The 15,747-nt window shown below is 55.8% G+C and carries 16 protein-coding genes and 3 tRNA genes; 9 read left to right on the top strand and 10 right to left on the bottom strand.

What is annotated here, in order from left to right; all coding sequences use genetic code 11:
- Window positions 1-13: 13 nt before the first annotated feature.
- From efp to sugE, 4 genes are all read left to right on the top strand, one after another.
- The gene (efp, locus tag ACE3MN_RS24445) at window positions 14-580 is read left to right on the top strand and encodes an elongation factor P (protein WP_004097931.1); all 567 of its coding nucleotides are present in this window, start codon (window positions 14-16) and stop codon (window positions 578-580) included.
- Window positions 581-650: 70 nt separating this feature from the next.
- Complete coding sequence (locus ACE3MN_RS24440) at window positions 651-785, top strand: entericidin A/B family lipoprotein (RefSeq protein WP_049250003.1); 135 nt, start codon at window positions 651-653, stop codon at window positions 783-785.
- Window positions 786-948: 163 nt separating this feature from the next.
- Complete coding sequence (ecnB, locus tag ACE3MN_RS24435; RefSeq protein WP_004097935.1) at window positions 949-1,095, top strand: lipoprotein toxin entericidin B; 147 nt, start codon at window positions 949-951, stop codon at window positions 1,093-1,095.
- Between the two features lie 140 nt (window positions 1,096-1,235).
- The gene (gene sugE, locus ACE3MN_RS24430; RefSeq protein ID WP_004128029.1) at window positions 1,236-1,553 is read left to right on the top strand and encodes a quaternary ammonium compound efflux SMR transporter SugE; all 318 of its coding nucleotides are present in this window, start codon (window positions 1,236-1,238) and stop codon (window positions 1,551-1,553) included.
- Here sugE and ACE3MN_RS24425 read toward each other — a convergent pair.
- From ACE3MN_RS24425 to frdA, 5 genes are all read right to left on the bottom strand, one after another.
- A complete protein-coding gene (locus tag ACE3MN_RS24425) occupies window positions 1,550-2,080 on the bottom strand; it encodes a lipocalin family protein (RefSeq protein WP_102649965.1) in 531 nt (176 codons plus the stop codon). The genes sugE and ACE3MN_RS24425 overlap by 4 nt on opposite strands.
- Window positions 2,081-2,220: 140 nt before the next feature.
- Window positions 2,221-2,580 (bottom strand): fumarate reductase subunit FrdD, encoded by a 360-nt coding sequence (gene frdD / locus ACE3MN_RS24420; protein ID WP_004871139.1) that lies wholly within the window; start codon window positions 2,578-2,580, stop codon window positions 2,221-2,223.
- A gap of 10 nt (window positions 2,581-2,590) precedes the next feature.
- Entirely contained in the window at window positions 2,591-2,986 is a 396-nt protein-coding gene (gene frdC / locus ACE3MN_RS24415) for a fumarate reductase subunit FrdC (protein ID WP_102649964.1), read from the bottom strand.
- Between the two features lie 10 nt (window positions 2,987-2,996).
- A complete protein-coding gene (locus ACE3MN_RS24410) occupies window positions 2,997-3,731 on the bottom strand; it encodes a succinate dehydrogenase/fumarate reductase iron-sulfur subunit (protein ID WP_004097940.1) in 735 nt (244 codons plus the stop codon).
- Entirely contained in the window at window positions 3,724-5,514 is a 1,791-nt protein-coding gene (frdA, locus tag ACE3MN_RS24405) for a fumarate reductase (quinol) flavoprotein subunit (protein WP_049086631.1), read from the bottom strand. The genes ACE3MN_RS24410 and frdA overlap by 8 nt, the downstream gene beginning before the upstream one ends.
- A gap of 275 nt (window positions 5,515-5,789) precedes the next feature.
- Between frdA and epmA the strand changes: the two genes are divergently transcribed.
- Window positions 5,790-6,767 carry an elongation factor P--(R)-beta-lysine ligase gene (gene epmA / locus ACE3MN_RS24400; protein ID WP_004117360.1) on the top strand — a complete coding sequence of 326 codons (978 nt, stop codon included), beginning with the start codon at window positions 5,790-5,792 and terminating at the stop codon, window positions 6,765-6,767.
- 119 nt (window positions 6,768-6,886) lie between these two features.
- On the opposite strand, the gene mscM is transcribed toward epmA, so the two are convergent.
- The 3 genes from mscM to rsgA form a co-directional block, all read right to left on the bottom strand.
- Window positions 6,887-10,213 (bottom strand): miniconductance mechanosensitive channel MscM, encoded by a 3,327-nt coding sequence (gene mscM / locus ACE3MN_RS24395; protein WP_102649963.1) that lies wholly within the window; start codon window positions 10,211-10,213, stop codon window positions 6,887-6,889.
- Window positions 10,214-10,237: 24 nt separating this feature from the next.
- Window positions 10,238-11,200, bottom strand: a complete 963-nt coding sequence (gene asd, locus ACE3MN_RS24390) for an archaetidylserine decarboxylase (protein ID WP_375364203.1) — start codon at window positions 11,198-11,200, stop codon at window positions 10,238-10,240.
- 93 nt (window positions 11,201-11,293) lie between these two features.
- A complete protein-coding gene (gene rsgA / locus ACE3MN_RS24385) occupies window positions 11,294-12,355 on the bottom strand; it encodes a small ribosomal subunit biogenesis GTPase RsgA (protein WP_004871132.1) in 1,062 nt (353 codons plus the stop codon).
- Between the two features lie 94 nt (window positions 12,356-12,449).
- Between rsgA and orn the strand changes: the two genes are divergently transcribed.
- The gene (orn, locus tag ACE3MN_RS24380; RefSeq protein ID WP_004097954.1) at window positions 12,450-12,995 is read left to right on the top strand and encodes an oligoribonuclease; all 546 of its coding nucleotides are present in this window, start codon (window positions 12,450-12,452) and stop codon (window positions 12,993-12,995) included.
- A 41-nt stretch (window positions 12,996-13,036) separates the two neighbouring features.
- Here orn and ACE3MN_RS24375 read toward each other — a convergent pair whose 3' ends face one another.
- On the bottom strand, window positions 13,037-13,768 hold the full coding sequence (locus ACE3MN_RS24375) for an arginine ABC transporter substrate-binding protein (protein ID WP_024360249.1): 732 nt from the start codon (window positions 13,766-13,768) through the stop codon (window positions 13,037-13,039).
- Window positions 13,769-14,054: 286 nt separating this feature from the next.
- Between ACE3MN_RS24375 and ACE3MN_RS24370 the strand changes: the two genes are divergently transcribed.
- From ACE3MN_RS24370 to ACE3MN_RS24360, 3 genes are all read left to right on the top strand, one after another.
- Window positions 14,055-14,130 (top strand) — tRNA-Gly (locus ACE3MN_RS24370).
- Between the two features lie 23 nt (window positions 14,131-14,153).
- Window positions 14,154-14,229, top strand: a tRNA-Gly gene (locus tag ACE3MN_RS24365).
- Between the two features lie 24 nt (window positions 14,230-14,253).
- A tRNA-Gly gene (locus tag ACE3MN_RS24360) sits at window positions 14,254-14,329 on the top strand.
- A gap of 270 nt (window positions 14,330-14,599) precedes the next feature.
- Here the strand turns inward: ACE3MN_RS24360 and queG are convergent.
- Window positions 14,600-15,739: a tRNA epoxyqueuosine(34) reductase QueG gene (queG, locus tag ACE3MN_RS24355; protein ID WP_024360250.1), complete on the bottom strand. Its 1,140-nt coding sequence runs from the start codon at window positions 15,737-15,739 to the stop codon at window positions 14,600-14,602.
- Window positions 15,740-15,747 lie beyond the last annotated feature (8 nt).

The raw sequence follows: 15,747 nt of genomic DNA, 5'->3' as shown, positions 1-15,747 counted from the left end.
TTCAGAGGGCCTTATGGCGACTTACTATAGCAACGATTTTCGTGCCGGTCTTAAAATCATGATGGACGGCGAACCTTATGCAGTTGAAGCCAGTGAATTCGTTAAACCAGGTAAAGGCCAGGCTTTTGCGCGCGTTAAGCTGCGCCGCCTGCTGACGGGTACCCGTGTAGAGAAAACCTTCAAGTCTACGGATTCCGCTGAAGGCGCGGACGTTGTCGATATGAACCTGACTTACCTGTACAACGACGGTGAGTTCTGGCACTTCATGAATAACTCTACTTTCGAACAGCTGGCCGCTGACGCTAAAGCCGTTGGCGACAACGCTAAATGGCTGCTGGATCAGGCTGAATGTATTGTGACTCTGTGGAACGGTCAGCCAATCTCCGTTACGCCGCCGAACTTTGTTGAGCTGGAAATCGTTGAAACCGATCCAGGCCTGAAAGGCGATACTGCTGGTACCGGCGGTAAACCTGCTACTCTCTCCACTGGCGCCGTGGTTAAGGTTCCGCTGTTCGTACAGATCGGCGAAGTCATCAAAGTGGATACTCGCTCTGGCGAATACGTATCCCGCGTGAAGTAATTTATGCGCTGAGATGGTTGGCGCAGCGTTTCGCTGCGCCCTCTACCGAGCGTAGACGCAGGCAGGGAAGATGGCTCATAAATTAAAACTTCCGGTACTACTATTATTACTAAGCTGCGCTCTTCTGGCCGGATGCAATACGGCTCGCGGCGTCGGTGAAGATATCCAAAGTCTGGGCCATGTCATTTCTCATGCTGCCAGTTAACCTGATTTCATCAGGAAATCCTCATTCACAATTAGTTTCTCCGTTTGGCTCAATCCTTTTAACCTCTTTTTCTCTTAAAAATCGCCGCGTTTCCCTCATCCTGGACCAGTTTGTCTATGCTTATAGAGCACGATAACTAAAACTGGTTAATAAGGATGACATTATGGTAAAAAAAGCGATTGCAGCGTTCTTTACGGTTTTGGCTCTTTCCTCTGTACTGACTGCATGTAACACCACGCGCGGTGTTGGTCAGGATATTTCAGAAGGCGGCAGCGCGATTTCGGGCGCCGCGACCAAAGCTCAGCAATAGACCATAGCGGTACGGCCGCTGGTCGTACCGTTCTTCCTCACCTTAGTCACGTCGTGTATAATTCCTGTGAAATATCATCTGCCTTACGGGACGACCTGTAAGCGTTTCACATCTGGGGACGGCCCCATCAAAGGAGCCATATGTCCTGGTTAGTTCTGTTTATCGCTGGTCTGCTGGAAGTCGTCTGGGCAGTCGGTCTGAAATATACCCACGGTTTTAGCCGCCTGGTGCCAAGCGTGATAACGATTGCCGCCATGGTCATCAGCATGGCGCTGTTGTCATGGGCGATGAAAACGTTGCCCGTAGGGACGGCTTACGCCGTTTGGACCGGAATAGGCGCGGTCGGCGCAGCCGTGACGGGTATTATCCTGCTGGGCGAATCCGCCAGCCCGATGCGCATTGCCAGCCTGGCGTGCATTGTGATTGGCATCATTGGCCTGAAAATGAGCGCGCATTAATACTGCTGATTGACCCATAGTAGTTTGCTCACGTCGAATCCTTGCCGGGTAGCGATATCCAGCATCTGCTGCTTCACTTCCGGCGGGATTTTCGGCGTGCGCGCAAGTAGCCAGAGATAGTCGCGATCGGGTCCACAAACCAGCGCGTAGCGATAATCCTTATCCAGCGCTATCACGCTATAGCCGCCATAGAAGGGGCCGAAAAATGAGACCTTCAGCGCGGCGCGAGTGGGTTCCTCGGTAAAATAAGCTACGCCATCGGTTTTTTGCCACATACCCCGATCGGGGTTGTAGCCTTTATTTACCACGTTCAGCCCGCCATCATCGCGCAGGCTATACGTTGCGGTGACTTTTTCCAGGCCGCTTTCAAAACGGTGATCGAAGCGGGCAATCTCATACCAGGTACCAAGATAGCGTTGAGCGTCGAAGGGGCTAACTACGGTTACGCCAGGAGGCGGTGCCGGCGTAGTACAGGCTACAAGCAGAAATGAAGCGGCAACAACCGCAATAACGGGTAGCAGATGCATAATTTTTTCCTTGCCAGTTTTAAGCTAAGTGTAGAGTCAGGCAGGAAAAATGCGGCAGAATTTTCTTGAGAAGCGAGCCCGGTAACAGAATGCTACCGGGCTTATTGCAGCTGAGGTAAAAGCCGCGTACGGCTATCCGTTTAGATGAACAATATGCCGACGAGGGTGACGACGGTCAGAATCGCCGCGAGTCCATAGAAGACCCACTTACCGTTGGGTACGTGAATTTTCAAATCGTGCATCGCATGGTGAATACGGTGAAGCCCGCACCATAGCGGCAGAACAATCATCAGGAAAATGAATGCACGGCCAATAAAACTATGGGCAAAAGCCAGTACGCGTTCATAGCTGAATGCGTCAGCAGGCGCGAGGCCCAGCGGCAGCATAATACCTACCAGCAGCACAATGACGGGGGCGATAATCGCTCCCCACATGCCGCCAGCGCCAAACAGCCCCCAGAATACCGGCTCATCCGAACGTTTTGGATTGGGATTAATCATTCCAGCCTCCTTACCAGAACAGCGCGACAAACAGGATCACCACGGTGACGACCGCAGTGACGACCCAAAGCCCTTTAATAATTGGCTCTGGCCCCATTTTCTCGCCTTTAAGGATAATATTGGCGGCTTTCGGCGCCAGCTCAAACCAGGTTTTGGTATGCAGCAGCGCGGCTGCAAGCGTGATCAGGTTCAGGATCACGACAATCGGGTTTTGCAGAAAACCGATATAGCCCGCCCAGCTCTCCGCGCCATGCTTCAGTGCGAACAGCCCGTAAATCAGCACGACGCTGAACCAGACCGTGGGTACCGCCGTTCCTTCACGCAGCATATAGAAGCGATAAAACGGCAGCTTTTTCCACCAGGTGGACGGCATCGGCCGCACGTAGGGTTTGCGTTTAGTCGTCATACAGCACTCCTTAGCGTGGTTTCAGGGTGGCGATAAGAAAGTCTTTCGAGCTTTCTACCTTGCCCTGCTGGATCGCGGCCGCCGGGTCGACGTGTTTCGGGCAGACTTCGGAGCAGTAGCCTACGAAAGTACATGTCCAGACGCCATTCTGGCCGTTAAGCTGCGCCATACGTTCCTTTTTACCGTGGTCGCGGCTGTCTTCGTTGTAGCGATGGGCGAGGGTGATCGCCGCCGGGCCGATAAACTCCGGATTAAGACCAAACTGCGGACAGGCCGCATAGCACAGGCCGCAGTTGATGCAGCCGGAGAACTGGTGGTACTTGGCCATTTGCGCCGGCGTCTGCGTGTTCGGGCCCTGATCGGGCGTGCGCGGGTTGCCAATGATGTACGGCTTAATGGCTTCCAGGCTTTCGATAAAGTGGGTCATATCGACCACCAGATCGCGCTCGATTGGGAAGTTGGCCAGCGCCTCGACTTTAATACCTTTGGTGTATTCGCGCAGGAAAGTTTTACAGGCCAGCTTTGGCACCTTGTTCACCATCATGCCGCAGGAACCGCAAATCGCCATGCGGCAGGACCAGCGGTAGCTGAGGTCTGGCGCGAGGTTGTCCTTGATGTAGCCCAGGGCATCAAGCAATGAGGTTTGCTCATCGTAGGGAACTTCATAGAAAGCGCTGTGCGGTGCGATGTCCACTTCCGGGTTGTAGCGCACCACTTCGACTTTCATATTTTTCATCTCAGCCATTCGTCGTCTCCTTCTTCTCGGCTGCTTCCGCTTCCGCACCGTACACGCGTTTTGCCGGCGGCAGAGTGGTGATTTTCACATCACTGTACTCCAGACTGGTATTACCGTCGGCATCGCGGAAGGCGAGGGTATGCTTGAGGAAGTTGACGTCGTCACGCTCGGTGCAGCCTTCGTCCAGACGCTGATGCGCGCCGCGGGACTCTTTACGCGCGAGGGCGGAATGCGCCATACATTCGGCGACGTTCAGGCCATGGCCCAGTTCGATGGTGTACAGCAGGTCGGTATTGAACACGCTGGAGGTGTCGGTGATACGCACGCGCTTGAAGCGCTCCTGCAGCTCGGCCAGCTTATCAACCGTTTTCTGCATAAGCTCCGGCGTACGGTAGATACCGCAGCCTTCTTCCATTGACAGGCCCATTTCGTCACGAATCTTGGCCCAGTTCTCGTTACCTTCCTGATTAACCAGATCTTTCAGGCGGTTCTCGATATCGACGACCTGCGCGTCCAGCGCGGCGCTATTGGCTTCGCCCGCTTCGGTTGCGCGCTGCATGGCCTGTTCTCCGGCCAGACGGCCAAACACCACCAGCTCCGCCAGGGAGTTGGAGCCAAGGCGGTTGGCGCCGTGCAGGCCGACCGAAGAACATTCGCCCACGGCAAATAGCCCTTTGATGCGGGTTTCACACTGCTGGTCGGTTTCGATCCCGCCCATGGTGTAGTGCGCGGTCGGACGTACCGGAATGGGATCTTTCACCGGATCGACGCCAACGTAGGCCTTCGAGAGTTCGCAGATAAACGGCAGACGTTCAAGCAGCTTTTTCTCGCCCAAATGGCGCAGATCGAGATAGACCACATCGCCTCGCGGCGTGGGGATCGTGTTGCCCTTACGCCATTCGTGCCAGAAAGCCTGGGATACTTTATCGCGCGGGCCCAGCTCCATATATTTATTTTTCGGTTCGCCCAGCGGAGTTTCCGGACCCATGCCGTAATCCTGCAGATAGCGGTAGCCGTTCTTGTTGACCAGAATACCGCCTTCGCCGCGGCAGCCTTCCGTCATCAGAATTCCGGAACCCGGGAGACCGGTGGGGTGATATTGCACGAACTCCATATCGCGCAGCGGTACGCCGTGGCTGAGCGCCATACCCATACCGTCGCCGGTGACGATACCGCCGTTGGTATTGTAGCGATACACGCGTCCTGCGCCGCCGGTCGCCAGAATGACCGCGTTGGCGCGGATTTGCACCAGCGTACCTTCCATCATATTCATCGCGACCAGACCGCGAGCCTGGCCATCATCCACCAAAATATCCAGAACAAAATGCTCATCGAAGCGCTGGATTTGCGGGAATTGAAGCGAAGTCTGGAACAGGGTGTGCAGCATATGAAAGCCGGTTTTATCGGCAGCGAACCAGGTTCGCTCGATCTTCATGCCGCCGAATCGCCGGACGTTGACGCTGCCGTCCGGGCGGCGACTCCACGGGCATCCCCACTGTTCGAGCTGGGTCATTTCCGTCGGGCAGTGATGAACGAAGTAGTCAACGACGTCCTGCTCACACAGCCAGTCGCCGCCTGCAACGGTGTCGTGGAAATGGTACTCAAAGCTATCATGATCCTGCGCGACGGCAGCGGAACCCCCTTCAGCAGCAACGGTATGGCTGCGCATAGGATAGACTTTTGAAATTAGAGCGATTTTAGCATTTGGATTAGCTTGCGCGGCGGCTATTGCGGCGCGAAGACCTGCTCCGCCTGCGCCTATTACGGCAAGATCGGCTTGAAAAGTTTGCACGACATTCCTCCAGTTTTTGTTTATTTCGCCGCCGGGCTGGCGAAAACGTATCACTGCTCCTTTATAGGTAAGGAGTATAGCCGTAGGGTCATAAGGGAAAATTGACGTGTTCGATTTTTTTATCGTTCTGTGCGGTTGTTTATCTGCTTGCTTTATGCTTTTGGGTTATCAATAAATTAAGTGTATGTAACGCGTTTACGCATTCGCACAAAATTTGTTTCATCTGCCAGTTACGAGTAGACTTCGTGCCCTTGTTTCAAATCGGAGAAAGTACCATGAGCGAAACGGCAACCTGGCAGCCGAGCGCATCCATTCCAAATCTGTTAAAACGTGCAGCGGTGATGGCGGAAATTCGCCGTTTCTTTACCGACCGCGGCGTGCTGGAGGTGGAGACGCCCTGCATGAGTCAGGCGACGGTGACGGATATTCATATGGTCCCGTTTGAGACGCGTTTCGTTGGTCCTGGCCACTCTCAGGGGCTGAACCTGTACCTGATGACCAGCCCGGAATATCACATGAAGCGCCTGCTGGCGGCCGGCTGCGGCCCAGTGTTTCAGCTATGCCGTAGCTTCCGTAATGAAGAGATGGGGCGTCACCATAATCCGGAATTCACCATGCTGGAGTGGTATCGTCCGTGCTATGATATGTACCGGCTAATCAACGAAGTAGACGATCTGCTACAGCAGGTACTCGACTGCCAGCCGGCCGAAAGCCTCTCTTATCAGCAAGCCTTCCTGCGTCATCTGGAAATCGACCCGCTGTCGGCAGATAAAACGCAGCTGCGCGAAGTGGCGGCGAAGCTCGATTTGAGCAATATTGCCGATACGGAAGAGGATCGGGACACGCTGCTTCAGCTACTTTTTGTCATGGGCGTCGAGCCGCATATTGGTAAAGATCGTCCGACGTTTATCTATCATTTCCCGGCCAGCCAGGCGTCACTGGCGCAAATCAGCACTGAAGATCATCGCGTAGCGGAACGTTTCGAGGTCTATTACAAAGGCATTGAGCTGGCTAATGGTTTTCATGAGCTCACCGACGCCCGCGAACAGCGGCAGCGTTTTGAGCAGGATAACCGCAAGCGTGCGGCTCGCGGCCTGCCGCAGCAGCCCATCGATCATCATCTGCTGGCTGCCCTGGAAGCCGGGCTGCCGGATTGTTCCGGCGTAGCGCTGGGCGTTGACCGGGTGGTGATGCTGGCGCTGGGCGCAGAAAGCATCGGCGACGTTATCTCGTTTACCGTCGACCGCGCCTGATCTTCCTTTCCACTTTCCTGCAGGACATTGACGGGGATGACCGCCGATGTACGGCGGTATGGTTGATTGTCCGGTAGTGCGATCGTTCTGGCCTTGCCTGTGTTCAGGCAAGGCCGTTCTTACAGGCTGCCGGGCGTGCGGCTGGTTTTCCCTGCCGAGGTCAGCGCTCTGCTGCTTTTTCTGCCATCGATGCTCTCCAGGCGCATCTGGAACGGCGGGAACGGCATATCGATACCGTGCTCGCGGAACCCGGCCAGAATCAGCTGATGCATCTCGTGGCGCAGCGGCATACGGTGACCCATTTCGGCGGCGTAGATACGCAGCTCGAAAATCTGGATCCCCTGCTGTAGGTCAACGAGGAACGCTTCCGGCGCCGGGGTATCGATAACCAACGAACAGCGGTGCGCGGCATTTAACAGGATCTGCGCCACCTCTTCGGTATTGGCATCCACCGGCGCAGGCACCGTTAACACTACGCGGGTCACGGAATCCGACAACGACCAGTTGATGAACTGTTCGGTGATGAACGCCTTGTTCGGCACGATAATCTCTTTACGGTCCCAGTCGCTGATAGTCGTGGCGCGAGTATTAATACGCGTCACGCTGCCGGTGAGATCGCGAATAGTGACCGTATCGCCAATCCGTATCGGTTTCTCAAACAGGATAATCAGGCCGGAGATAAAGTTGGCGAAGATCTCCTGCAAGCCAAAACCGAGACCGACGCCGAGGGCGGCAATGAGCCACTGTAGCTTGGACCACTCAATGCCAATCATCGAGAAGCCGACCAGACCGCCGATCAGCATCAGCAGATACTTCGTGATGGTGGTGATGGCGTAGCCGGTGCCCGGCGTCAGTTCCAGATGCTGGAGGATCGCCAGTTCCAGCAGCGCGGGCAGATTGCGCACCAGCTGGGTGGTAATAATCAACACCAGGATGGCAATCAGCACCGCGCCGAGGGTAATCGGCTCCAGGCTCTCAACGCCCTGTACCGTAGAGGTGACGTCCCACAGCGAGATATTCTCCAGGAAGCCAAACGCGGAATGGATTTCTGACCACAGCACGATAACCGACACCAGCGCGATCAGCATCAGCAGGGAGCGCACCAGACGCAACGACTGGGTACTGATGGCATCCAGATCGACCTCGCTGACCTCGGCTTCCATTGAACCTTCCGGGCTGCTGGTATGCTGAGCCTCTTCTTCGCCACGTGCGCGCTGGGCGAGGATCTCCGCCCGTCGGTGCTTGGCGCGATCGAACGCCAGGCGGCGCCGCTGGATCAACATCCAGCGGCGGATGATGTGATAGACCACCAGCAGCAGGAACCAGATGGCGACCGAGGTTTCGAGCCTGGCGAGCAGCGCCTGCGCCGTGGCGAGATAGCCGATCGCCGCCGCCAGCATCGCCACCAGCGGCGCGCCGAGCAGCATATTCCACAGCAGCCGGTTCAGCATATTGTCGCCGCTGCCTTCTTTATCCAGATACAGCGGGATTCCGGCGCGTTTCAGGCTCAGGGTCACCATCGCCAGCGCGCCGCAAATCAGCATAAAGCAGAGGCGGCCCAGCGAGGCGGAAAACTCGCGATCGTTGAGGTTATCGAAGGTAATCAGCGCCATAATCAGCGGCACGATCAGCCCGATGCTCATCAGGTAGTAGCGCATCGCTTTGCTGACGCGGCTACGCGGCCAGCCGAAGTGGGCGACGAACAGGCCGTTCGGGCGGGCGAACGTGGCGCAAATCATCACCACCCACAGCAGCGGCACCGTGGCGGTGACGCTATCGCCAATGGCGACCGCCAGCGGGAAAGGCCAGGCGGCCTGCAGGCCATAGCCCAGCGTCATCCACAGTACCGGCAGCGGCGAGGCCACCAGTATTGACCAGAACACCGTGCGCAGCGTGAGCCAGAAGTGATCCTGCGTAACCTTGCCGACGCGCGCGCTGGAGCGCTCAAGGAAGCTGGTGAAATGGCGGCGCGAGCTGATGCTGAACCCCACCAGAATGAGCGCGACGAAGAGCGGCAGCAGGGTCTCTTTGCTGGTCAGCATCATCATGCTGGCTTTGCCGAGCTGGCTCATGGTATCGAGCGAGATCAGACGGCGTAGGTCCTGAACGATCTCCAGCGGCCATGAGAAGCCGATTGGGCTGACGTCGGAGGTCCAGAACAGATAGCGGTGGGTAGCTTCGTTGATCTCTTTAAGCGCATCCTCAAGCTGACCGTTAGCGACTTTTAGCTTGGTCAGTTCGAGCATAAGCGTATCGCCACCGCGCAGCAGGGAGTTGAGCAGCTCAGTCTGCGTACGCATCTGAGCCTGCAGAATACGGTTCTGCTCGCTGGTGAGCGGTTCCCCATCCGCCTGACGAATTTGTCTTAGCTGCGGCTGTTTGCCGAGCTGATCTTCATAGCGTAAACGCTGCACGCGCAGCTGCGCCATTTCGGTATCCAACTGCTGCGGTCGCGGGATTTCCGGCAGCCGCGCAACCTGCGCGCGCAGGGCTTCGCCGAGCAGATTGGAAGAACCCAGCCACTGGGACTGTTCGCGCAGGGTGTTTAAAGCCTGACGCACCTGCAGGGTTTGATTGGTCGCCTGGCGCTGCTGCGAGGCGATCAGATCCATCCGCTGCGCCTGCTGGTTGAGCGCCTGCGACAGCTCGCGGTTAACTTTAAACTGCGCCACGATATCCGGCGGCAGGTTTTCGCTGTTTTCCGCCAGCAGTTCGGTGCTTTCCAGCGCTTTCTCCGCCTCGCGCTGTCGTTGATTATTTAGCTGATTACGCAGCGCCTGTAGCCAGGCGTCGAGCTGTTCGCTCTCTTTCTGCGCCAGCTCGGAGCGCAACCGTGAAAGTTCCTGACGGTTATTGGCGGAGAGCTGGGCCAGATCGAGCTCATCGACCAGCGCTTTCAGCCGCGCGGACTCCGCCTGCAGACCAAGATTCTGCGCCTGCGCCAGCGGCGTATTGCTATTTTGCGCGCCAACCCGGCGCTCAACCTCGTTCAGCTGGCGGCGGGCATCGCTCTGCTGCTGCGGCAGTTGGTTAAGCGAGTCGGCGATGTCCCGGGCGCGATCCTGCTCCTGCTGAGCTTTACGGCTGGCTTCCAGCAGCTGGCTGCTGACCTGGAGAATCTCCTGGTTCAGCGCATCAGAGGAGAGGGTAGTAGAGACCTGGCGCGGCTCATCGCTCAGATTATTGAGCTGTGCGCGCAGGGTTTGCGACAGTTTAGGGAAGTTATCGATAACGTCCTGGTACTGACGGACGCGCTCAAGGGAAGCATTACGCTCCTCAAGGGCGTTGAGGGCAGATTGCAGGACTTCGACGGTCTCAGGCTGGGCGGGCTTCGCCGCCTTCGCCTGTTCCAGTTCCTGAGCTATCTGTTTAGCATCCGGGGCTGTCGCTGCGTACGCCCCAAAACTGAGGCTCCAGGCCAGCAGGAAAGTGTATATCAGGCGCACGGCGTAACCTTTTTTTTTCAGGAATTAACCTTCGTCTTGTTTATCGTCAACCAGCGGACTGGCGGCGTGTTCAGCGCGGACTTCTTCCTCTGCCAGCGGAGCGGGCTCGACAGGCGCTACGGCTTCAGGCGCGGTTGCCAGCGGCTGGCCTATTTTGGTGGCCGACAGGCTGTGTAACTGCTCAACCAACGTCACCTGGCCTGGCGCAAATAGGTTGATCACCGTGGAGCCCAGCTTAAAGCGGCCCATCTCCTGGCCTTTAAGCAGGGCGACGGAGCCTTCGCTATCGCCGGCGGGCCAGGTCCAGCGCTTAATGACGCCTTCACGCGGCGGCGTCACGGTACCGGACCATACGGTTTCGATGCTGCCGACGATGGTGGCGCCGACGAGGATCTGCGCCATGGGGCCGAATTCAGTATCGAACAGGCAGATGACGCGCTCGTTGCGGGCAAAAAGATTCGGCACGTTTTGCGCGGTCAGATGGTTCACGGAGAACAGGTCCCCCGGCACGTAGATCATTTCGCGCAGAATACCGTTGCACGGCATATGCACGCGGTGGTAATCGCGCGGTGACAGATACGTGGTGACGAAGCTGCCGTTACGAAACAGGTCGGCCATCTGGTAGTTACCGGCCAGCAGCACTTCCAGGCTGTAGTTGTGACCTTTGGCCTGCAAAATTTTGTCGTCTTCAATGGCGCCGAGCTGGCTGATGACGCCATCGGCAGGCATCACCAGCACGCTCGGGTCGGTGTTTAACGGACGTACGTCATCGCGCAACGGGCGAACGAAGAAATCGTTAAAGGTGCGGTAGCTGGCGGTGTCAGGCTTTTGCGCCTCTTTCATATCGACCTTGTAATATTTCACGAACAGATCGATGACCAGCTTTGTCAGCCAGCCTGCTCGCTTGCGCGCACCCCAGCCTGCGAGGCGGGTGAGCCACAGTTTAGGCAGAATGTATTGCAGTGAAAGTTTAAGATCGTTTAACAAGGTAGCCTCCAGGCCATTATTTGTCGTTCCTGGCCCCGCGCAACAGCGGGACCTGAAAAAGGGGGACGATTCTAACGATGCTCAGGTTAAATGTCAGTCATCAGATGATGAAAAGCTTTTACGCGTTTTTACCTGTACCTGCGCCATGCTTTCCAGAATGCGGTGGTAGTTTTCAAATCGGCTTTCGGCGATTTCCCCTTTCTCCACCGCTTCGCGAATGGCGCAGCCCGGGTCAGCGTCGTGCTTGCAGTCGCGGTATTTGCAACGGCCTAAATAATCATGGAATTCGACAAAGCCGTGGGTGATTTGTTCCGCGTCGAGGTGCCACAGACCGAACTCGCGTACGCCCGGCGAATCAATCACATCGCCGCCGTGCGGGAAGTGGTACAGGCGCGCGGCCGTGGTGGTGTGTTGCCCCAGTCCTGAGACGTCCGAAACGTCATTGGTAAGGATTTGGTCATCATGCAGGCCCAGCAGCGCGTTCAGCAGGCTGGATTTGCCTACCCCGGACTGCCCGGCAAAAATACTGATACGATCGGTGAGCGCCTCTTCAAGCGGCTTCAGGCCATCCTGCGTGCGGCTGGAAACCATCAATACGCGATAACCAATATGGCGATAAATGTCCATCTGCTCGTTGACGAAGGCCATGCTCTCCTGATCCAGCAGATCGATCTTGTTGAGTACGATCAGCGGCTCAACGTTCAGCGCTTCGCAGGCCACGAGATAGCGGTCGATAATATTCGGAGAAAGCTCAGGCAAAATCGCGGAGACAATAACAATCTGATTGATATTGGCGGCGATAGGTTTGACGCCGTCGTAGAAATCCGGACGCGTCAGTACGGAAGTTCGTTCATGTACGGCCTCGACGATACCCTTGACGTTGACGCCGTCAGCTTCGCTTTTGCCCGGGCGCCAGACCACGCGATCGCCGGTAACCAGCGAACGAATAGTTCGGCGAATATTGCAACGGTGGACGCTACCGTCGGCGGATTCGACATCGGCATGCATGCCAAAGCGGCTAATGACGGTCCCTTCGGATTTCTCACCGAACAGGTTGTCATCAAAATCGGCCTTCTCCGAAGTCGTTTTCAGGCGGCGCTGGTGGTTGGCCTTCACGCGGCGCTGTTGGCCTTTGGAGAGTTTATTTTTACTCAATCGAACTGGCTCCTGGTCGCCCTGTACGGGCAAAACCTCTATGATACACGCTATTTTAGATGAATATAGTGACGTAAGAAGGGTGGAAAATAACATGAGTGCAGATGAAAACAACCTGATTTGGATCGATCTTGAAATGACGGGGCTGGATCCGGAGCGCGATCGCATCATCGAAATCGCCACCCTGGTGACCGACGCGAATCTGAACATTCTGGCGGAAGGGCCGACGATTGCGGTACACCAGTCAGATGCGCAGCTGGCGTTGATGGACGAGTGGAACGTGCGTACCCATACCGGCAGCGGGCTGGTGGAGCGGGTGAAGGCGAGCACCCAGGGCGATCGTGAAGCCGAACTGGCGACTATCGAATTCCTCAAAAAATGGGTACCGGCGGGTAAGTCGCCAATCTGCGGCAATAGCATCGGCCAGGATCGCCGCTTCCTGTTTAAATATATGCCGGAGCTGGAAGCCTATTTTCACTACCGTTACCTCGACGTCAGCACGCTGAAAGAGCTGGCTCGTCGCTGGAAACCGGAAATTCTTGACGGTTTTAAGAAACAGGGGACGCACCAGGCGATGGACGATATTCGCGAGTCGGTCGCAGAACTGGCTTACTACCGCGAGCACTTCATCAAGCTTTAATGTTTATGCCGGGGCCAGAAGCGCCCCGGCATGACGTCTGATTATTTAAACCACTTCTGTTCCATCGCCTGGAATTCCGGCGAGGCCTTTACGACATCCAGAGCGGCATTGAGGTTATTCAGCAGCTCAGGATCGTCTTTACGTACCGCAATGGCGTACTGCTTACCGTAGTAGCCGGGATCCGTGGCGCGTTCGTCCATCATGGCGTAGTCGGGGTTATCCTGGAGCCATTTCGTTAACGTCTCCTGATCGCCCATTACGCCGCTAATCACGCCTTCTTTAAGCGCGCGCAGGGCGCTTTCGTCGCTGTCGTAAGGCACCGCATGCACGGCTTTTTGTTTGTCCCGCAGATAGCGCTGATGAAGGGTGCCTTTCACGACGCCGAGTTTTTTATCCTTCAGATCGGCAAAGGTATGGGCGGCGTCTTTCGCTGTGACCACTACGCCGGACAGCGCCTGACGATAGGGATGGCTGAACGCGACCTGTTTTTCCCGCATCGGAATCACTTCGATACCGGCAATCACGGCGTCGAATTTCTTAAAGCGCAGCGCCGGGATGAGGGTATCGAACCCCTGGGGAGTAAATTTGCATTCAACCTGCATCTGCTTGCACAGCGCATTGGCCAGGTCGATATCAAAACCCGTGGGTTGGTTTTTGCCACTGACGGTTTCAAACGGCGGATTGGCCGTCGTTGTCCCAAAATGTAGCGTTGTTGCCGATGCTGTTCCTGTGGCAAGCGTGGCCAGCAGCAGGACGGTAAGCGCTTTTTTCATTTTATTTCCCTGGTTATCATCGTTGTTGACCGTCAGCGGGCGATATCCGCCTGTAAACTTGAGCGATTTTGCGCCTTTAGCGAGCCCGGAAAAAGTCATTTTGCGGCATTTGCTGTTTATTTAGACAAACCAGGCCTGGATGTGGTGATAAAGTGGTCACTTAAACCAAAAACGAAAAAAATTGCGTTCAGGGGGGTTGCAGCTAAATCGAATTCTCGTATAATGCGCCTCCCGTGACGAAGCAGAAATGCAAATCACGACGCCATAGAAATATGGCCAGAAGTATGCGGGAATAGCTCAGTTGGTAGAGCACGACCTTGCCAAGGTCGGGGTCGCGAGTTCGAGTCTCGTTTCCCGCTCCAAAATTTGAAAGTACCACACCCAAGCGGGAATAGCTCAGTTGGTAGAGCACGACCTTGCCAAGGTCGGGGTCGCGAGTTCGAGTCTCGTTTCCCGCTCCAAAATTTGAAAGTTACCACACCCAAGCGGGAATAGCTCAGTTGGTAGAGCACGACCTTGCCAAGGTCGGGGTCGCGAGTTCGAGTCTCGTTTCCCGCTCCAAAATTTCTTCTCATATCCAGTTTATCCACAGCGCAACTACGCGTCATGAATGCTTTTCGCGATGTCCTGAAAATACTGTGAACAGAGTTATCCACAGGTTAGTCTTTCGTCTTTTCTCAGAAAAACACTTCACTATGTAAATAGTATTTTTATATATAACTGAAATATAAGAATTAAATTTCATTTCAAAGTGTTAATCCGATCACTTGACGAACGTCTGCCCGTTGAAACGCAATGTGTTTTTATTTTTATTCACACCCTGTGAATGAATCAGGCGTCGCGCGGTAGTCCTTTTTCAACCACCCTGACCAGCCGTAGCTTCTTGGGCAATTGCACCTCAACCACATTGGCATTTCGTTTTGCCATTTGCTGCGTCATCGCCCACTCGATGTGTTCATCGAGAAGTGGGTGCTCACCCCGGCGGCTCTCCAGCGCTTTGAGGTTGGCTTCATCCCAGGGCGCATTGCCCAGCGCGACAGCGATATTACGTAGCCAGCGCAGATGGCCAATACGGCGAATAGCCGATCCCTCCGTCACTTTTAGAAAATATGACTCGCTCCAGGTGAAAAGCTCCAGTAACTCAGGGGCATGCAGCGCCTTGCGCGGGCTGAAATCATCTTCATCGGTCAGCTGCGCGAAGCGGTTCCACGGGCAAATCAGCTGGCAATCATCGCAGCCGTAAATGCGGTTACCGATCAACGGGCGGAACTCTTCCGGGATGGCGCCTTCCAGTTCAATCGTCAGATAGGAGATACAGCGCCGGGCGTCGACGGTATAGGGCTCGACGATGGCGCCGGTTGGGCAGATAGTCATGCAGGCCACGCAGCGCCCACACTCTTCCTCGACGGGTTGGTCGATGGGAAGAGGGAGGTCGATAAGCAGCTCGCCGAGGAAAAAGAACGAGCCGGCATCGCGGCTGAGGATAAGTGAGTGCTTACCTGTCCATCCCAGCCCCGCTTTTTCGGCTAAAGGGCGTTCAAGAATCGGCGCGGAATCGACAAAGGGTCTAAAATTGAGCGAAGCACACTGCGCCTGAATCATCTCACCTAATTTTTTCAGGCGATGACGTAACAGCTTATGATAGTCCCTTCCGAGGGCGTAACGGCTAACGTAACCCCGCGCGGGATCTTTCAGGGTGCGGGCGAATGCGGCATTAGCGGGCAGATAGTTCATCCTCACGCTAATCACGCGTAAGGTACCGGGCTGGAGTTCATGAGGGCGCGCGCGCATCATGCCGTGGCGCGCCATCCACTCCATTTCGCCGTGGTATTGTTTATCCAGCCACGCCTGCAGTTTAGGTTCGCTGGCGCTGAGATCGGTATCGGTAATACCGACCTGCTGGAACCCCAGCTCTGTGCCCCACTGTTTGATTTGCTGCGCTAAATGATTGAGATCGAGGGGCTGTGACATGATGGACC

Origin of the sequence: Klebsiella grimontii (assembly GCF_042137965.1) — a bacterium.
GTDB lineage: Bacteria > Pseudomonadota > Gammaproteobacteria > Enterobacterales > Enterobacteriaceae > Klebsiella > Klebsiella grimontii.
The sequence above is the reverse complement of the archived record's forward strand: the minus strand, read 5'-3'. Positions and strand labels throughout refer to the sequence as shown.

Excerpts from the sequence above, each read along its gene's own strand:
- epmA (WP_004117360.1), top strand. The coding sequence starts at position 5,790 with ATGAGCGAAACGGCAACCTGGCAGCCGAGCGCATCCATTCCAAATCTG.
- ACE3MN_RS24375 (WP_024360249.1), bottom strand. The coding sequence starts at position 13,768 with ATGAAAAAAGCGCTTACCGTCCTGCTGCTGGCCACGCTTGCCACAGGA.
- ACE3MN_RS24440 (WP_049250003.1), top strand. The coding sequence starts at position 651 with ATGGCTCATAAATTAAAACTTCCGGTACTACTATTATTACTAAGCTGC.
- ecnB (WP_004097935.1), top strand. The coding sequence starts at position 949 with ATGGTAAAAAAAGCGATTGCAGCGTTCTTTACGGTTTTGGCTCTTTCC.
- efp (WP_004097931.1), top strand. The coding sequence starts at position 14 with ATGGCGACTTACTATAGCAACGATTTTCGTGCCGGTCTTAAAATCATG.
- orn (WP_004097954.1), top strand. The coding sequence starts at position 12,450 with ATGAGTGCAGATGAAAACAACCTGATTTGGATCGATCTTGAAATGACG.
- sugE (WP_004128029.1), top strand. The coding sequence starts at position 1,236 with ATGTCCTGGTTAGTTCTGTTTATCGCTGGTCTGCTGGAAGTCGTCTGG.
- ACE3MN_RS24410 (WP_004097940.1), bottom strand. The coding sequence starts at position 3,731 with ATGGCTGAGATGAAAAATATGAAAGTCGAAGTGGTGCGCTACAACCCG.
- queG (WP_024360250.1), bottom strand. The coding sequence starts at position 15,739 with ATGTCACAGCCCCTCGATCTCAATCATTTAGCGCAGCAAATCAAACAG.
- frdC (WP_102649964.1), bottom strand. The coding sequence starts at position 2,986 with ATGACGACTAAACGCAAACCCTACGTGCGGCCGATGCCGTCCACCTGG.
- frdD (WP_004871139.1), bottom strand. The coding sequence starts at position 2,580 with ATGATTAATCCCAATCCAAAACGTTCGGATGAGCCGGTATTCTGGGGG.
- ACE3MN_RS24425 (WP_102649965.1), bottom strand. The coding sequence starts at position 2,080 with ATGCATCTGCTACCCGTTATTGCGGTTGTTGCCGCTTCATTTCTGCTT.